Annotated in this window: 14 protein-coding genes and 1 other RNA gene; 3 read left to right on the forward strand and 12 right to left on the reverse strand. The window is 38.6% G+C overall.

The window, feature by feature from the left end; all coding sequences use genetic code 11:
• Positions 1–45 precede the first annotated feature (45 nt).
• The 6 genes from rnpB to PVA17_RS03785 form a co-directional block, all read right to left on the reverse strand.
• Positions 46–426, reverse strand: an RNA gene (gene rnpB / locus PVA17_RS03760) — RNase P RNA component class B.
• Between the two features lie 60 nt (positions 427–486).
• Positions 487–780, reverse strand: a complete 294-nt coding sequence (gpsB, locus tag PVA17_RS03765; RefSeq protein ID WP_132359074.1) for a cell division regulator GpsB — start codon at positions 778–780, stop codon at positions 487–489.
• A 118-nt stretch (positions 781–898) separates the two neighbouring features.
• The gene (locus PVA17_RS03770) at positions 899–2,155 is read right to left on the reverse strand and encodes a ribonuclease H-like domain-containing protein (RefSeq protein ID WP_274066931.1); all 1,257 of its coding nucleotides are present in this window, start codon (positions 2,153–2,155) and stop codon (positions 899–901) included.
• Between the two features lie 341 nt (positions 2,156–2,496).
• Positions 2,497–4,761 carry a DEAD/DEAH box helicase gene (locus tag PVA17_RS03775; protein ID WP_274066932.1) on the reverse strand — a complete coding sequence of 755 codons (2,265 nt, stop codon included), beginning with the start codon at positions 4,759–4,761 and terminating at the stop codon, positions 2,497–2,499.
• Positions 4,736–5,119 (reverse strand): YppE family protein, encoded by a 384-nt coding sequence (locus PVA17_RS03780; RefSeq protein ID WP_274066933.1) that lies wholly within the window; start codon positions 5,117–5,119, stop codon positions 4,736–4,738. The genes PVA17_RS03775 and PVA17_RS03780 overlap by 26 nt, the downstream gene beginning before the upstream one ends.
• 709 nt (positions 5,120–5,828) lie before the next feature.
• Positions 5,829–6,023 carry a hypothetical protein gene (locus tag PVA17_RS03785; protein ID WP_053482465.1) on the reverse strand — a complete coding sequence of 65 codons (195 nt, stop codon included), beginning with the start codon at positions 6,021–6,023 and terminating at the stop codon, positions 5,829–5,831.
• Positions 6,024–6,436: 413 nt separating this feature from the next.
• Between PVA17_RS03785 and recU the strand changes: the two genes are divergently transcribed.
• Positions 6,437–7,087 carry a Holliday junction resolvase RecU gene (recU, locus tag PVA17_RS03790; RefSeq protein ID WP_132359086.1) on the forward strand — a complete coding sequence of 217 codons (651 nt, stop codon included), beginning with the start codon at positions 6,437–6,439 and terminating at the stop codon, positions 7,085–7,087.
• Complete coding sequence (locus PVA17_RS03795) at positions 7,084–9,789, forward strand: transglycosylase domain-containing protein (protein WP_274066934.1); 2,706 nt, start codon at positions 7,084–7,086, stop codon at positions 9,787–9,789. Before recU ends, PVA17_RS03795 begins: the two co-directional genes overlap by 4 nt.
• Positions 9,790–10,144: 355 nt before the next feature.
• Here the strand turns inward: PVA17_RS03795 and PVA17_RS03800 are convergent, their stop codons facing one another.
• The 6 genes from PVA17_RS03800 to PVA17_RS03825 all read right to left on the reverse strand — a co-directional run bounded on the left by PVA17_RS03800 (position 10,145) and on the right by PVA17_RS03825 (position 15,343).
• Positions 10,145–10,459 (reverse strand): YpoC family protein, encoded by a 315-nt coding sequence (locus PVA17_RS03800; RefSeq protein WP_132359090.1) that lies wholly within the window; start codon positions 10,457–10,459, stop codon positions 10,145–10,147.
• Positions 10,456–11,118, reverse strand: a complete 663-nt coding sequence (gene nth / locus PVA17_RS03805) for an endonuclease III (RefSeq protein WP_274066935.1) — start codon at positions 11,116–11,118, stop codon at positions 10,456–10,458. The genes PVA17_RS03800 and nth overlap by 4 nt, the downstream gene beginning before the upstream one ends.
• A 12-nt stretch (positions 11,119–11,130) precedes the next feature.
• Complete coding sequence (locus PVA17_RS03810) at positions 11,131–11,859, reverse strand: DnaD domain-containing protein (protein WP_274066936.1); 729 nt, start codon at positions 11,857–11,859, stop codon at positions 11,131–11,133.
• A gap of 122 nt (positions 11,860–11,981) precedes the next feature.
• Positions 11,982–13,277, reverse strand: a complete 1,296-nt coding sequence (gene asnS, locus PVA17_RS03815; RefSeq protein ID WP_132359094.1) for an asparagine--tRNA ligase — start codon at positions 13,275–13,277, stop codon at positions 11,982–11,984.
• Positions 13,278–13,650: 373 nt separating this feature from the next.
• Entirely contained in the window at positions 13,651–14,844 is a 1,194-nt protein-coding gene (locus PVA17_RS03820) for a pyridoxal phosphate-dependent aminotransferase (RefSeq protein WP_274066937.1), read from the reverse strand.
• A gap of 16 nt (positions 14,845–14,860) precedes the next feature.
• Entirely contained in the window at positions 14,861–15,343 is a 483-nt protein-coding gene (locus PVA17_RS03825) for a cell wall elongation regulator TseB-like domain-containing protein (protein WP_248718511.1), read from the reverse strand.
• 664 nt (positions 15,344–16,007) lie between these two features.
• Here PVA17_RS03825 and PVA17_RS03830 point away from each other — a divergent pair.
• Entirely contained in the window at positions 16,008–18,032 is a 2,025-nt protein-coding gene (locus PVA17_RS03830; RefSeq protein ID WP_274066938.1) for a multicopper oxidase family protein, read from the forward strand.
• Positions 18,033–18,194: the final 162 nt, after the last annotated feature.

Genomic DNA, 18,194 nt, shown 5'->3' on the forward strand with positions numbered 1-18,194 from the left:
CCAAATTGGAGAGCGCTTGTCATTTCATAATAAGCATCAATAAAATTCCATAAGCCATGTTTTGTTCCCGAGTACTCAAACAGCTATCGCCTCGTACGACCGGGTAGTAATCATCTATCTACAGAGTAAGCTCTGTCCCTCTATCCGTTCAATTCCTTCAAGAGAGTGCCCCTACCATAATTTGGGTTTCTCACTCGTGGGGTTTACCTCGTTCCACCTTGCATGTTTCCAAGCAAGCTACGTCACTGTGGCACTTTCAGGAAGTTTCAACCATATCATTAAGACTTAGGTTTTCCTTCCGCCGTCAGCCTTTACAGCTGCCTTACCTTATTTTTTCAGTAAGCACGAACACTACGGTCATCTCAGAACCGTGCGAGCATGGACTTTCCTCTACGACGTCTAGCGCCGCAGCGATTACCAGAATTTCATGATGATAAAAAGATTATACTAGAGTTTTATGATAAATACAATATATTTGACAAAAAATTATTCGTACAACTTACTACCAAATACGTGTTTCTCTAAATTTGAAAGACGTTTTAAAATATCAAAGTTTGTCGTACCAGTGGCAGATGCAACAGGTTGTCTCTTAGGAGTATTATCAATTTCTTCTTTTAACTGTTTATTTTCTTCACGAAGTTGGGCCACCACTTTTTCAAACGTTTCATAGTCTTGTATTATTTCATCAAGAAATGAATCGACCTCTTCAACATTGTAGCCTTTAAAATTTTTCTTAAATTCCTTTTCAAGGATCATTTTTGACGTTAATTTAATATCCATTCACATCGCCCTTCCTCACACTACATACGTTACATTATAGCACACTTCATCATATTATATCGTTTGAAAACATCAAATGTAAGGCTAAACTTGTCGTTTCTTGCGCTTACCCGGGAAATTATTTCTTATTTCCTAATCTGAGTAACCTCTTTTCCCAAGAAATTTCCCATTTCTCCTTTTGTTCTACTCTCCATTGCTCATTCTTTTTAATTAATTTTATGCCCTCTTGCGTATAATAAATGGCCTGGTTATAATCTTTCATTTGATGTTCATATATCATAGCGAGCTGTTCTAATACATGCAACTTTTTTCGTGAATCAACGAAATGAAGAGCAGCCACAAATGCATCGATTGCTTCACTAAACTTTTTATTTCTTTTATGCTGGATTGCTAAATAATATTGTGCATTTCCTGCTTCAAGTGCATCAAATTGGGTCGTTACCTTTTCCAAAACTTTTACGCTCTGTGGACCCTCTTTTAAATCAGCATACCATTTCCCGATATTTGTAAACGTTTTTGCCGATTCTTCGCTTGCCTCCTCAAATAGCAAATTTGTAGAATGGACATAAAGCGTAATCAGTGAAAGTAAATCCCATTCATTGTGAAGAAGGACTTTCATAAGTGCATCTGGTACACCGCTTTTAATGGCATCTAAATAAATGATTGGTGCTAGATATCCAGGTATATCTCCAATACGGGAAAAGCCAAGCTTCTCTTCTTCCACAGATTTTAATTTCATTCGTTCCATATCATTTTTCCATAAACGCTTTGAACTATGCAACAAATCAATTTGCCGCTGTGTACGCAATTTAGGTAATTCTTTTTGATGGAGTGTCCAACGGGTTTCAAGTTGCGGCCAGTCAAAGCTTTTTCCATTGTAGGTAATCACCGTTGCTGTTTTTTGCCAAAGCTTCGATTCAAAAAGTAACGCGGCCTCATGAGCAGGATCGGCTAGAATAAATTGCGTTAAAATAAAGCTTTCATCTTCTTTTGACACTTCTAAAAAGCCCAGAAGAAAAATTTGTGTACCTACACCCTTTAAGCCAGTCGTTTCCGTATCAAAAAACAAGACTTTTTCATTCATTGCTAACGCATATGGATGTTCGAACTTTGCCTTTTGCCATTTTCCTAATGCATCAAAAAATGACTGCAATTTATAATGACCATGCTGATAACTAAATGGATAACGCACTTGTCGTTTAAAAACAAGACCGAAATCATTTTCTACAACCGTTAAGCCCGCTTTTTCCCACCGCTCTGTATAGCTTGGAGCAATAGGCTTTTGAAAAACAGGTTTTTCCTCTTTTTTTATAGTTGTTGTCGTTTTTTTACCGAGCATTTTTTTCATTTGTAAAATTTTATTTTCGTAAGACATTTCCTTCACTCATTTTCTGCATGTAAAATTTGTGTACGTTTTTCTTTGCTTGCTATAAACTATTTTGAGTTTTTACCACAAGTATATCTTATAGTAATCATAGTGCAACTTTGAGCTATTGCACAAAAAGGACGTGATTTTTAGAAGGGCTAGACGAGTATTCTTGTCGTTTTGATTTCGTCGTAGAGTACAGGTGAATTTTGTGGATAAAGTTAATCATATAATAATTGAAATCTATTTCGCTAAGAGTAGATTTTTCCCGTGAATTGATTTATACACGAATGAAAGAAGAGGACTTAGGAATAGTATTAGACTTTTTCCTATCAAGCCCTCTTTGTACTTTAATTTAAAACTTGAAGCAGCTCTATTACTTTCTTCTTCCCCTGCTGCAAGCTATCTTGAGCTCCTATACACGATGGACAACCTGATTCACAAGCACAGCTTACTACATGGTGCTGAGTTCTCGATAATAGCTCTTCCCATAGTTCATAAACTTTTTCACTCAGACCAATACCACCAGGATACTTGTCATAAACAAAAAACGTCGGTTGCTCATTATGAGTTGCCTTTACTTGTGGGACAACTGCTACATCACTACTATCACACTGAATAAACAAAGGTATGAACGCATTCATCGCATAGGCAGCTCCAGTCATGGCATCCGTAAGTTCCGCCTCCGACCATTTTTCTAGCGCAGAGAATGATAGCCACGATGAGCTTGTATGCATTTCGTCTGGTGGTAAATGAATAGGACCAGAGCCGATATTATCGTGTGTACCGAAGCGTATTTTTTTAAAGATCGTTGCCTGTGCGACTAACCCAACATCACCGAAGCCAATAACTCCACCCTGATAATTTCGGCTCCGATCTTCTTCTAGCACCTTCATCTCTACTGCTAAATTTGCATCAGTATAGTAATCGACATCTACTTCACGTACAAAGGCTTTCTTTTCTTCCCAATCAAGTTTTTCTACTTGAAATTGAATGCCCTGATGCAAATAGATCGCTTCTTCATGAAGTAATGTCATCGCACTATGACGATCCATTTCACCGATAACCTTTGTTTGTGCAGGAACAGTCATATCAATTATCACTACATTTTCTTGTGAAGCAGAACGAAGACTAATGTCATGTGCCGGGAAACGGTCACTCATCCAATGCCACTTCTCACTCGTTTTAAAAACAACGCCTTCCTCCGCTAAATAGGCCAGTAGCTCCTGAATCTCATATTCACCATACATATCATGTACGGAAAATGGTAGCTCAAACGCTGCACATTTCAAATGATCCATTAAAATCAACATATTTTCAGGATAAATACGCGCTTCCTCTGGTGCACTGCCAAGTAAAAAAAGTGGATGGTTCACTACGTACTGGTCAAGTGCTGCCGATTGCGCTACATAAATGATTAGCGCCTCGTCCTGACGACGACCAGCACGACCAGCTTGCTGCCAAGCACTAGCGATATTTCCCGGGTATCCTGTCATGATACATGCTTGTAATTGGCCAATATCAACGCCTAATTCCAGTGCATTTGTACTAACCACCGTTTGAATAGTACCATCGCGAAGCCCTCGTTCAATAACACGTCGCTCAGAGGGTAAATAACCACCTCGATAACCTCTCACCGATTCATCTAAAAGCTTATTACGTGTAAGCTCCTTTAAATACGTCACAATCATTTCTACTCGCACACGACTTTTGGCAAAAATAATCGTTTGAATTCCGGCTGTATATAATCTTTTCGCGAGGTCACTTACTTCCAAAACAGCACTTCGACGCACGCCAAATGTTTTATGGACAATTGGTGGATTATAAAAAAGAAATGTCTTTTTCCCAACTGGCGCTCCAGAATCGCTAATTAAGGCATGGCTTTCATTCGTTAAAGCTTCCGCTAACTCTTTTGGATTTTTGATCGTTGCTGATGTACAAATGAAAATCGGCTTACTGCCATAAAACTCACAAATACGTTTTAATCTTCGAATAACGTGCGCAACATGCGAGCCAAACACACCTTTATATGTATGCAACTCATCAATGACGATATACTGCAAATTTTCAAATAGTGAAACCCATTTCGTATGATGTGGCAAAATCCCTGAATGAAGCATATCAGGATTTGTCATTACAATATGCCCTGCCTTACGAACCTTTTGGCGAATGCCAGGCGCGGTATCCCCATCATACGTATAACTTAAAATTTCCTCACCGCTTTGTTCGATTAATTCATTTAAATCATTTTTTTGATCCTGCGCCAAAGCTTTCGTCGGAAATAAATAAATCGCGCGTGAATTTTTATCATTTAATATTTTTTGTAGTACCGGTAAATGGTAGCAATATGATTTGCCAGAAGCTGTTGGTGTAACGGCAGTAAAAGAAACACCCTCCATCGCATAATCAAACGCCTGACGTTGATGGGTATACAGTTGTTCTATCCCTCTTGTGCGAAGAGCCTTTACAAGTGAAGGATGTAAATTCTCTGGTAAAGGTGCATATTTAGCTTCACGCCCTTCAAGCGTTTGCCAATGTATAATGCGTTCCTTTAACTCCTCATCATACCTCCACTCGTTTAACAGTTCACTAATGGTCCTTTTTTTCGATAACATCTGTTTCGATCTCCTTCACTAACCTTTCAAAAATTTTTAATGTATAAGACGTTGAATGAATCGCATCTAAAAAACGCTTTTTACTCGTTTCTTTATAAAAGGATTGCACAACAAATTGCTCCATCGATTCCACCGCTGAAGCAATTTGTTGTGTATGCATATATTTTGGCTGATTTTTTTGAATCCACTTATTCGCCTCTTGCTGCCATTCCTTTAAAAGCTGGTGAATGACATCAGCGTGTGGCTTAACCTCCACAAAAAAGTCAGGAGAACGATTCTCCTCACGCATTTGCCAAAAGCGTGAAACACATTTTTCACATTCATCTACTAATTTGGAAGTTTGCTGCAGTAACAACAATTTCGCACCTCATCTCATTAATGAAGGCTCATCATCATAAAGTTGGGTTGTATCCGTTTCGGCTAAGCACTTTCCTAGGGCGTCCGAATGGAACAATCAAGGTTCTTCTGTGCGGAAGCGTAGCGACAGCAACAACCGAGGTTCGTTTGATAACCTCTAACGCATTACATGTCACATGTTTCAACACAACTTTTGGTGATGAACCTTAGAATTTTATCGTATTTAGGTTGAATCCATCCTTACAATAAAGATTCACCTGCATTTACATGAGCGCAAGCGAACCTATTATTCTAAATTTCGTTCTACCTTAGTCTACAAAATTATTTATATTATATGAGTTATATTACTCCCAATGATGAATAAAAGCTCTATTTATGGCTCATCACCATAAACTTGGGATTGATTTTCGTTCGACTGTGGGAAGAGCAACGACAGCGCACAATGTTGGTCTTAAAAGAGCTATCACAGGACATATAATGTTTTTAGTCTTGTCCACTACTAGCGCATTCTCGAGGTCTTACCAGTGACTAAAGCCTAGTCATCACATCAATCTGCCCATATAAATGGCATATCTTTCAAGAAAACAACATCCCTTGCTTTTGGTGATGAGTACTATTTAAGGTACATCACTCATTGTGGTAGATAATGTATGAAAAATACTCATATTGGGTTATTTATATTGCATATGAGATAAGTGTACCAAAGTCTATCATTTTTCACTACTAATAGGCGAACAAGCATTCTTTACTTGCCAGTTCTTTTCTGCTAAGCTTACTTTCTGGCTAACAGATTTAAGCTGCATAAAAAAATTCATGCTCTGTGCGTTGTTTTCCAAAGACACTCTCGTTAACAGTAATTGATTGACCAGATCCAACTGCGCAACTAATTGTTTTAACTTGTTCAAAATAACGCCTCCTTTGCTTTAATTTATGTATTCCTCGCATGTATAAAATACCCTTCATGCGTGACAAAATAAGCGTAAGTTAGCTGAAAGAAGAAGTATTTCGATAAAATTTAAGTGTACTAGTCTATTTTCGTAGTCTTCAAAATCGTCTATTAAGTAGAGAAACTAACGTAGAGACCAGTTTTTTCTATAAATTCGTTTGGAAATTTCATCAGTTATTTTGACGATTCTCGAGTTATATTACATGATATTTTTCGACTTTAAGAGGCGAAAATTGCCCAAAGATCGGTTATTTAATGGTAATTTAAACCACCGCTAATCTAGCATCAATCATACTATTATTGGAAGTGGAGAACTGCTACTTAATCATGGTAAACTATTGTATAATAGCAGTATTATAGAGGGTGAACTAAGTGACAATTCGTTATCCGAATGGGAAATTATATTCCCCTAATCCAACTGTTCAAAAAACAGCAAAAAAGGGAAAGGACAAGGATTTTTCTTTTAGTAATCGAGGGAAAACACTAGAAGATGAAATTAATGAAGCAAATGATTATTATGTAAAAAGACGACTTGCTATCATTCATAAGAAACCTGTTCCCGTGCAAATCGTCAAAGTAGAGTACCCATCACGAAGTGCTGCAGTTATTCGTGAGGCTTATTTCCGAACGCCGTCAACAACAGATTACAATGGTGTTTGGAATAGTCATTATATTGATTTTGATGCAAAGGAAACTGCTTCAAAGACCAGCTTTCCCCTAAAGAATATTCACGTACATCAAATGACACATATGCAGCAAGTGACGGAACAAAATGGTGTGGCTTTTATTATCGTTCGTTTCTCAGCTTTTGAACGATATTTTATCGTGCCATACGATGTTTTACAAAAGGCCTGGCTAGCGATGGAAAACGGTGAACGTAAATCGATTCCCTTTACTACTATAGAAAAGGAAGCTTTTGAAATTCCTACAAGCTATTATCCACGGATCGATTATTTACCGATTGTTCAAAAGCTAATTGAAGCAAAAAGCCATGGTTCTGAAAGTGAGGAGATAGTAGAATGACTGAACGTCGTCCAACACGCGGTGAGCATCAAAAGGCTCTCGCTCAAAAAAATAAAAAAAGCGCTCCGAAACCATCGAAGAAAAAATGGTTCAAGCGCATTACGTTAACAATAGTAGCTGTTATAGCTGCATGTTTTATTGGAGGTGCTGGGTTATTCGCCTATTATGCAAGTAGCGCACCTGAACTAGATGAAAACTTACTGAAGGACCCAGTTTCCTCAGAATTCTATGATAAAAACGGTGATTTATTTGCAACAATTGGTGCAGAAAATCGTAAATATGTAAAATATGAAGATATACCAGAGGATATGATTAATGCGATCCTTGCAACGGAAGATGTACGCTTTTTCGAGCACGGTGGTATGGATTTTTATCGCCTGGGTGGTGCAATACTCGCTAACTTCCGTGATGGCTTCGGGGCACAAGGGGCTTCAACATTAACACAGCAAGTTGTTAAAAACTCATTTTTACAAAATGAGAAAAAATTAAAACGTAAGGCACAGGAAGCTTGGCTTTCCTTCCAATTAGAACGTAAATATACAAAAGAAGAAATTTTTGAAATGTACTTTAACAAAATGCTGATGTCAGGTCGTGTTTATGGCTTCGGTACAGCAGCCCAATATTTCTATGGAAAAGAGCTAAAAGATTTAACTTTAGATGAAGAGGCATTACTTGCAGGTTTAGTACAACGTCCAAATGCTTACAATCCATTGAAAAATCCTGAACTTGCAGAAAAACGTCGTAATACAGTTCTAGGATTAATGTATCAACATGGTAAAATTACAAAAGCTCAAATGGAGGAAGCTAAGAAAGTAAACGTACAAGCTGGCCTAGCTGACGATGCGACACGTCAAAAATTCTCTGGCTCTAAATATGATGCCTTCCTTGATGTTGTTATTAATGAACTAGAGGATAACGGTGATGGTAGTGCAATGGCAGAAGGTATTAAAGTTTACACAACTCTTGATCCGAATGCTCAGCAAATTGTTGAAAATATTATGAATGATGACAGTAACTTCCCATCAAAAGAAATCCAATCGGGTGTGTCTGTCATTGATACGAAAAGTGGACAAATTCAAGCAATCGGTGGCGGACGCAATTACGGGGCTGAACGCGGTTGGAACTATGCATATGACATGCATCATCAACCAGGCTCAACTATGAAACCATTACTAGATTATGGTCCAGCAATTGAAAATTTAAAATGGTCAACAGGTCAAACACTTGTGGATGAACCTATGAAATACTCAGGTTCCGATCAAACTATCACAAACTGGGATAATAAGTATATGGGAGCAATAACAGCACGTAAAGCTTTATATGCTTCACGTAACGTTCCAGCTGTGAAAGCATTACAAGAAGTTGGTATTGATAAAGCTAAAGAATTTATTGGCCGTTTAGGTATTGATGCTAAAAATGTTTACGAATCTGATGCGATCGGTGGTGGGGATATTACGATGTCTCCTACGCAAATGGCTGCTTCCTTTGCAGCATTTGGGAATAATGGTGTTTACACTGATCCTCATTCAATTATAAAAATCGTTTACCGTGACGGTAAAACAACAAAAGACTACAAACCAGAGACTAATGTAGCAATGAGCGATTATACAGCTTATATGGTGACAGATATGTTACGTGATGTTGTCGGTAATAAACCTGATGCGTCAGGTACTGCAGCCAATGTACCTGGATTAGATATCGCAGGTAAAACAGGTACAACAAACTATTCACGCGCTGATTTTAACAAGCATAATTTACCGGCTACAAGTGTGCCTGATTCATGGTTTGCTGGTTACACATCAAACTATTCAATCGCTATTTGGAGTGGTTATGAAAAACACTTTGATCCTATTACAACTTGGGATGAACGTCGTTTACCACAACATTTATTTAAACAAATTATGAAAGAGATTTCGGCGAACGTTGAAACACCACGTTTCAAAAAACCAAGCTCAGTTGTGGAAGCTACAATTGAAGTAGGCACAAAGCCACTTAAATTAGCAAGTAACTTTACTCCAAGTGAGAAACGTCGAACAGAGCTATTTGTCCGTGGTACAGAGCCTAAGGATGTTTCAGATGAATACGCAATGCCGGAACTTGCTTCACCTTACAATGTAAGTGCAAACCTTGATATAGAAGGTCAATCAATCAATATTTCTTGGGAGCATGATGCAATGCTTAATCCGGAAACAAATGAACCGCTACCAACTACCTTCGAGGTATCTGCTAAACGAGAAGGCGGAAAAACTATTTCTCTTGGTACAACGGAAAGCAAAGACTTAACAATTAGCAGCAAAGAACTAGAAGATGGCAATTACACGATTTCTGTCGTAGCAGTTGTTGAGGATACACGCAGTAAACCAGGTACAGCTACCTTCCAAATAGCAGGTACGACTGATGAAGAGGATAAAGATAAAGAGCCAGATACTCCGGATAAACCTGATGTTGAGGAGCCAACAGCACCTGATGAAAATGGTAACAACGGGGACAACGGTAACCACAATGGTAACGGAAATGGTAACAATGGCAATAACAACAACAATGGTAATGGCAATGGTAACGCCGGTGGGAACGGTAACAGCGGCAATACAGGAAATAACGGTACCCCCCCAGGTAACAACGGCAACAATAATGGTAGCAAGCCACCAACAACGCCAACTGAACCAACCGCACCGGATGATGGTACCGGTAGTACTGAATAAAATAAAGCAGAGTAGCATAACGCTACTCTGCTTTTTTGTTGTTGAAAAACTATATGTCTTTAAGTCAAAATGTCAAAAAAAGTATGTCGCTTCGTCGGTCGCTCCCCCACCAATCAACCACATGATATAAAAATGTTTCTTTGGCAATCAAATTTATAGTGATAAATTGAAACTTCAAAAGATGCTATTTTTGCGCGAAAAAAAGCGTAGCAACAAACTGTGGAACTGGCTCAACACTTTGACCACAGAAAAGCGCAAGAAATCAACATTTTAAAAATGATTTCTCGCGCTTTTAAAGTTTTGACTAGTTATGTACCAGCCTTTTTTTATATCTTTTTAGATCTATCTGTCTGTATTATTTTTTTGCAGCCTGCAAGCGTAGCCGTGCTGCTCGCTTTTTTGTTTCCTTAAATAATTCATCGAGCTGACGATAACAGGCATATTGGCCAGGCTTTGCTTTTATAAAGGTTAAGCGTTCGACACCATTAATAGGCAACACTTCATCCCCTGCATCTTGCACTAAGCGCTCAAACAATAAAATAGCCATTTCCATCAATCCTTGTGCCTCACCATTCCTTGTATCATGAGCTGCATGAATTTTGCCTTCTAGTTCTGCCCACTCTGCAAACCAAGCATCTACTTTCTCTTTTTCGAGTGCCTCTACATTCACGCTTCCTTCACCAACCCTTTCTTTAAACGTTTTTGCCCTTCTCTACAATCATCAAGTAAAGGGCAAGTGTGACAGTTAGGGTTTTGAGCTTTACAATGATAACGACCGAAGAAAATTAGCTGGTGATGTGTTTTCGACCATTTGTCCATCGGTGTTTTTTTCATAATTGTTTCTTCGACTTCAAGCACTGAATCCTTCCACCGACAAAGCCCCAATCGCTTAGAGACGCGCTCTACATGTGTATCTACTGCAAGTGCAGGAATTTCAAAAGCAACAGACAACACGATATTAGCAGTCTTACGACCAACACCAGGCAATGTAACTAGTGCTTCTCGACTTGCAGGTATTTCTCCCTCGTATTCCTCTAATAGCCTTTGACATAATGCTTGAATATTCTTTGCCTTATTTCGATACAAGCCAATGGAGCGAATGTCCTGTTGTAGCTCTTCTAAGGATACAGCTAAGTAATCTTCCGGCTTTTTATATTTTTGAAACAATGTTTTCGTTACTTTGTTTACAAGTACATCTGTACATTGTGCCGATAATAACGTGGCAATAGTTAGTTCAAACGGATTGTCATGTACTAACTCACAATGTGCATCAGGAAACATACGATCCATTTCCGCTAGACAATGCTCCCATTGTTTTTTTGTTAACATGTCGGAAGCCTCCTATTCTCTTTCTTCTAACCAATTATAAAATGGTACTTTATTTGTCGACTGCGTTTCTTGCTGCATTGTTCGGACTGGCGGTCGGTTAAATGTTTGTTTTTCCCGGAACTGCTCGCTTTGCTTCTGTGCTGCCTGTGGTGTCACAATATTTTTCTTTTTCCACTCCAGTAATATTCGATCTATATAACGAATACTTAGCTTGCCAGCAAATACAGCCTCCTTAAGCGCCTCCTTAATAAGCGCCGGACTGTGCTTATCCTCATCTAACCAAGATCCGATTTTTTCTAGCTCTAAAGGAGATAAAAGACGCCCCATTTCCTCTTCAAATAATCGGAATATTTCACCCTCTTCTTGTCGAAGTGATGCTGCTGATTTTTGATGTTCCTTCATTTCAATCATCTGCATAATACGCTCCCAAAGTGGGTAAACCGAATATTTTTCATATAGTTTGCCATTCGCATCGACATCGCTTGTTATTTCAAGGAAACCTTTTTGCATTAATCGCTGTAGTCGTGAAGTAATGTCATTGCCAGGCATTGTCAGACGATTCATCAGGTCATTAGGCGTAGGAAAATCATTCCCCTCCATATGGAACGCAAGTAAATGCATCACAATAAGTGCCTCATCATCCTCAATATTTAACTCCTTATAAAACTGAAAAAACAGCTGAGGAATTTGGATCATTCTCTGCTCAGTCCATGTACGGAGTCGATCGTTATTTGTGCTCATATTATACTTGACTCCTTTTTCTATCGTAAGTAGAAAAGCCGCGTAGACACATCACTACGCGACTTTTTTTAATTTTAACTGCTTTGACGTGCAGCAAAACCTTAAACAAAACTAGGTATTACTTATGGATATAAGCGATTTAGTAAACGTGGGAATGGAATCGTTTCACGAATATGCTCCGTGCCAGAAATCCAAGCCACCGTACGTTCCAATCCAAGACCGAAGCCTGAATGTGGTACAGAACCTTGTTTACGTAGCTCTAAATACCATGCATAAGCATCTAAAGATAATTGATGTTCTTCAAGACGTGATTTCAATAAATCATAGTCGTGAATACGCTCAGAACCACCAATTATTTCACCATAACCTTCTGGTGCAATTAAATCTGCACATAATACTACATCATCACGGTCAGGATGTGGTTGCATGTAGAATGGCTTAATGCCTACTGGGTAACAAGTGATGAATACAGGTTTATCAAATGAATTAGCAATTGCTGTTTCATGTGGTGCACCGAAATCATCGCCCCATTCAATATCGTCAAATCCTTGCTCATGTAATAATTTAATAGCATCATCGTAAGAAATACGAGGGAATGGTGCTTTGATATTTTCAAGTGTTGAAGTATCACGACCTAGTCGCTCTAATTCTAATTTGCAGTTTGCCAGAACTGATTGCACAATGTGCGCTACATACTGTTCTTGTACTTCTAGGTTTTCTTCAAATTCCACAAATGCCATTTCTGGTTCAATCATCCAAAACTCGATTAAGTGACGACGTGTTTTAGATTTTTCTGCACGGAATGTAGGACCGAATGAGAACACTTTACCTAATGCCATCGCAGCCGCTTCCATATAAAGCTGACCAGATTGAGAAAGATAGGCATCCTCATCGAAATATTTTGTGTGGAATAGCTCAGAAGTACCTTCTGGAGCTGACCCAGTTAAAATCGGTGGGTCCATTTTTGTAAAGCCATTGTCGTTGAAAAACTCGTAAGTTGCACGAATAATTTCGTTACGAATTTTCATGATCGCATGTTGCTTACGAGAACGTAGCCATAAGTGGCGGTTGTCCATTAAAAACTCTGGACCATGTTCTTTTGGCGTAATAGGGAAATCAGTTGCAGCATGTAGTACTTCAATACCAGTTACAGCAATTTCACAGCCAAAGCTTGAACGCTCATCTGCTTTAACCTCGCCCGTAATGTACATTGAAGTTTCTTGGGACATACCTTTTGCAATGGCAAAAATTTCTTCGCCTACTTCTTCTTTTACAACAACGCCCTGAACAAAGCCAGAACCATCACGTAATTGTAAGAAGGCAATTTTCCCACTTGATCGTTTGTTTGCTAACCAAGCTCCTAGCTTGACGGTTTCACCGATATGCTTTGGCATATCTTGAATCATAATTTTTTTCATAGAAATCCTCCAAAGTTCAATCAATTGTGCCTTGGCATAATGGAATCGGCTTTGTGCTTAGGCCTGCATGACGCAGGTCAGTTAGCCGTTATCGCATGGATGCGATGGTTTTAGGCTAACATCCCCTAAGAACTCCTTTCCGATTCCATGACATCCGCCGGAGGCTTTAGGCCAACAAGATGTTGGTCACTCAGTCGTTGCCACAGGACGTGGCGTTCTTAGACTGAGTTCCACTATTTCAGCGGGCGTTTGGACCCCCTCTGAAAAATAGCTTACATTCGCATTCATCTCACCACCTATAGAGGTGGGCGACTTCTGTACCTGTCGCTACGCTTTCGGTACTAAAAAGATCTGCTGAAAGATGTTAAAAGGATTAGTCTTGCCATTTTGATTTTACAAATGTATCAATTCGACGGACTGCCTCTTCTAATAAGTCTAAAGATGTAGCATAAGATAATCGCATTGTAGTTGGTGCACCAAAACCAGAACCTGGAATCACTGCTACGTTTGCTTCTGTTAAAATATCCGAAGCGAATGCATCTACTGAATCATAACCAGTGTGAGCCATAGCTTCTGCTACATCTGGTAATAAATAGAATGCACCCTGCGGTTTTAAAACGTTGAAGCCAGGAATTGCACTTAACTGTGGATAAATTTTTTCAAGACGAGATTCGAATGCTTGACGCATTTCTTCTACAGCGTCTTGTGGTCCATTATACGCTTCCACTGTTGCATACTGTGCAGTTGTTGTTGCGTTCGATGTAGAGTGCGATGCAAGATCGGTCATTGCTTTAATAATGTCCGCATCCCCTGCAGCATATCCGATACGCCAGCCTGTCATAGAGTGAGATTTTGCAACACCATTTACAACGATTGTACGTGCTTTCACTGCATCAGATAGCTGTGCAATTGAAAAATGCTCAATACCATTGTATACAAGCTTCTCATAAATTTCATCTGACACGATTAAAATATCTTTTTCTTCTGCAACAGCAGCAATTTCAGCAATCTCTTCACGAGAATAAATCATACCTGATGGGTTGCTAGGAGAGTTAATAATAACTGCTTTTGTTTTATCTGTCACAGCAGCTCTTAATTGATCCGCAGTAATTTTATAGTCTTGCTCACGTGTTCCTTCAACATAAACAGGTACACCGCCCGCTAATTTTACTTGCTCAGGATAAGATACCCAATAAGGAATTGGAATAATAACTTCATCGCCCTCGTTTAAAATCACTTGGAATAAAGTATACAGAATATGTTTTGCTCCAACACCTACAATTACTTCATTCGGCTTGTATGTAAGATCGTTGTCGCGTTGAAGTTTATCAATAATCGCTTTCTTAAGTACTGGAAGACCGCCAGCAGGTGTATATTTTGTTAAACCTTTTTCCATCGAGTCAATGGCAGCATTTAAAATATTTTGTGGCGTGTTGAAGTCAGGCTCACCAGCACCTAGACCAATAACGTCAATACCTTGCTCTTTTAATTCCTTTGCTTTCGCAGTAATTGCTAAAGTTGAAGAAGGTGTTAAAGTTTTTACACGGTTTGCTAATAAATTTTTCATACGAGATCTACTCCTCTTATAAATTCGTAATGCGCTTCCACCAGTCGCCGTCCTTAAACATAATATAGACATAGTTGAGCTTATCGCGATCGTTTAGGTATGTAATTTCCCAAACAGCACCTGGCTCCTCATAGCCTAATTTGATATTAAGGACTTTTTGTACATTGCCTTCTTTTTTCAAAACCGATAATGCCTGCTTTTCCGTAATACCATCTTTTAAAAGTACTTCCTTAATTGAATCTGCTTTTAGATTCGTCGGAACAAAGACAGCTTTTTTATCACCATATTCATCTGCCCCGAACACAGTGACATACGAATGTTTGCCATTATATGTGTAAGACTCCGAGACAATCGCGAGGGCTTTGGCATCGAGTGCCAACTGTTCAGCCTGCTCTTCAATTGAACGGAATGGAGCCTCGGCTTTCCAGAGTACTAAAATACTAATGACAAGTGACAATGAAACTATAAAGACAGAAATGAAAATCAACCAGTTTTTCATATATTCACCTTAAGTTTCACATCTAGCGTATTCTTTAACACGATTGCCTGATGCTTCTGCATGTCTATAACTGCGTATACATTCATTTTGCTTTCCATTTTTGCCAACCTGCTTTCTTTCCTCATACCACAACATTATACAACAATTTTGTGCTGTCGTGTTTCTTAATTTCATATATTGTACGTTGATAGAATAACGTTTTCAAATGATTCGGATAGTAATTTTTTCTTTTTCGTGTAGCCCTTAAAAAAGAAAACCCTTTCAATGGAAAAATTCCTATTCACAATTGCAAATAGGAAACAAAATTTATCGCTAAAATCCTATGATAATCCATAAAAAAACAAAGTAGGACGACGGTCATTTAGCACTGTACAAGCATTGATATAAAAGTTTTTTGTAATTGATACAAACGCGCATGCCCACACCTGTTGCTGTCGCTTCGCTTTTACACATAAATTGCCACAGGACGTGGCGTTCTTAGACAGCGTTCTTCTATTTCAGCCTATCCCTCGCTTTCGGCACAAATGATATTTGCTGAAATAATTAAAATGGAGAAATTTTTTTATAAGTACAATTATCTCCATTATTGTCCTAGTTGCCTATTGTTTTTACCCATATGATGAGGTAATGAGCAATTTTAAGAATTGAAAAGGGACGTGATGTTTTGACTAAAGAAGTTAATCCTACAGATCCAGAGACAATACCAAAATTTGTGGATGAGCTGCCAAAACCGGTTACCGCTAAACCTAAATATTATAAAGGCCAACAGAGAAAAAATTATTATGAACTTAAAATGATGCAAGCAGAGCATTCTTTCCATAAAGATTTCCCCAAATCAATCATATGGGGCTATAACGGACTTTATCCCGGACCGACAATTGAGGCTACAAAAGACAAAAGCATTTATGTTAGATATAAAAATCAATTGCCCTTAAATCACTTTTTACCGGTTGATTTTTCACTGCATGTGGCAAACGATTCAAAGGAAGTAAGAACTGTTACACATTTACATGGTGCAAATGTAGATTGGGAGAGTGACGGACATCCCGATGCATGGTATACAAGAGATTATGCACAAACAGGTCCAAAATTCAATAAAGAAATACATGAATATACTAATCATCAACCCGGCGCGACTCTGTGGTACCATGATCATGCAATGGCACTAACTCGTTTAAATGTCTATGCGGGATTAGCCGGTTTTTATTTACTTCGAGATTCGCTTGAGGAGCGTTCTAACCTACCTTGTGGTGACTATGAGTATCCCATCTTAATACAAGATAAATCGTTTAATGAAGACGGCTCACTTTTCTATCCAGATGAACCACCATTCCCAGTTTCCGTTCATCCATCTATTACACCTGGCTTTGTTGGTAATACCATCGTTGTAAACGGGAAGGTCTGGCCATATTTAAATGTCGAACCTCGTAAATATAGATTGCGTTTTCTCAATGGTTCCAATAGAAGAGGTTATGTCATTAGCCTTTCAAACGGTGATCCTATGATACAAATCGGAACAGACGGAGGCTTTTTAACTACGCCTCAAGAAATTCAATCTGTCGAATTATTGCCGGCAGAACGAACAGATGTTATAGTCGATTTTTCATCATATGAAGGTCAGGAAATAATGTTAGTCAATTCTGATGAAGATTTCATTGATGAACATACACGGGTAATTATGCAGTTTAAAGTGTGTCTTCCTCTAAAGTGTGAGGATACTAGTGAAATACCAGAAAGACTCGCAGTATCAACGGATTTACATTCTCACGATGCACATATCGAGAGACATTTACCATTAACTGCTACGACAGACGATTTTGGTCGACCAATGTTATTATTAAATAATCGTATGTATCATGATCCTACTACCGAAAAGCCTGCACTTGATAGTATTGAGATTTGGAATTTTATTAATGCCACGAGGTTTGATCACCCTATTCATCTACATTTAATTCAATTTAAAATACTAGAACGACGCCCTTTCGATATGGAGCTATATCAAACTGAAGGTAGACTGGAATTTACAGGACCCCCTGAAAAACCGCATAACTATGAGCAAGGTTGGAAGGATACTGTAAAAGCGGAAGCAGGGAAGGTTACGAAAATTATTATGCATTGGAAAGATCATGTCGGCCAATATATGTGGCATTGTCATGTCCTAGAACATGAAGATCATGACATGATGCGACCAATACTCGTCACGAACGAATTTCACCCTGTGCAAGAGCCACATCATGCTGAAATCCAGCATGAAATAAAACATGCGCAACGGCAACATGATGACTCTACGATTGTTTTGGGCAATAATGAGCACGCTGTACCGTTCTTGAACACTTCTCCACACATCACGCCAGTTGAAGAAATTGTAGAATACTCTCAAGCTTCTTTGCAAACAACGTATTTAGAAGATGAAATAGCACATACTCCGCAAACTACCCCTTTCTTAGCTAGTAAACAAAACAATACTCACTCTACTGAAACAGCTTATTTAGAAGACAATGTGGAATATAATCAGCTATCTTCACCACTCTTGAACAATACTCAAAATATCACGTTTTCAAAAATAGAACTGCCACAACATCAAATTATTCGTTCCGATATTGAAAGCATCCCTCAACCAATCTTCCCGTCTGACGAGTTTCAATCTCGACAAAGAATACCTGCGAGGCGTCGGAGAAGATGGTACTAATGTCACCAATATAAAAGGCTCGGACAAAACTGCAAACTCTTAAAATGCGCGAGATATCAATTTTAGCAACATGATTTCCCGCGCTTTTCTGATGTGATAAAAATCTTTTTTGAAAATATACTTACGTCCCTACCTTTCTATGATTTTATGCCTTTTTAATTA

This window comes from Lysinibacillus sp. CNPSo 3705 (assembly GCF_028674935.1).
Lineage (GTDB): Bacteria > Bacillota > Bacilli > Bacillales_A > Planococcaceae > Lysinibacillus.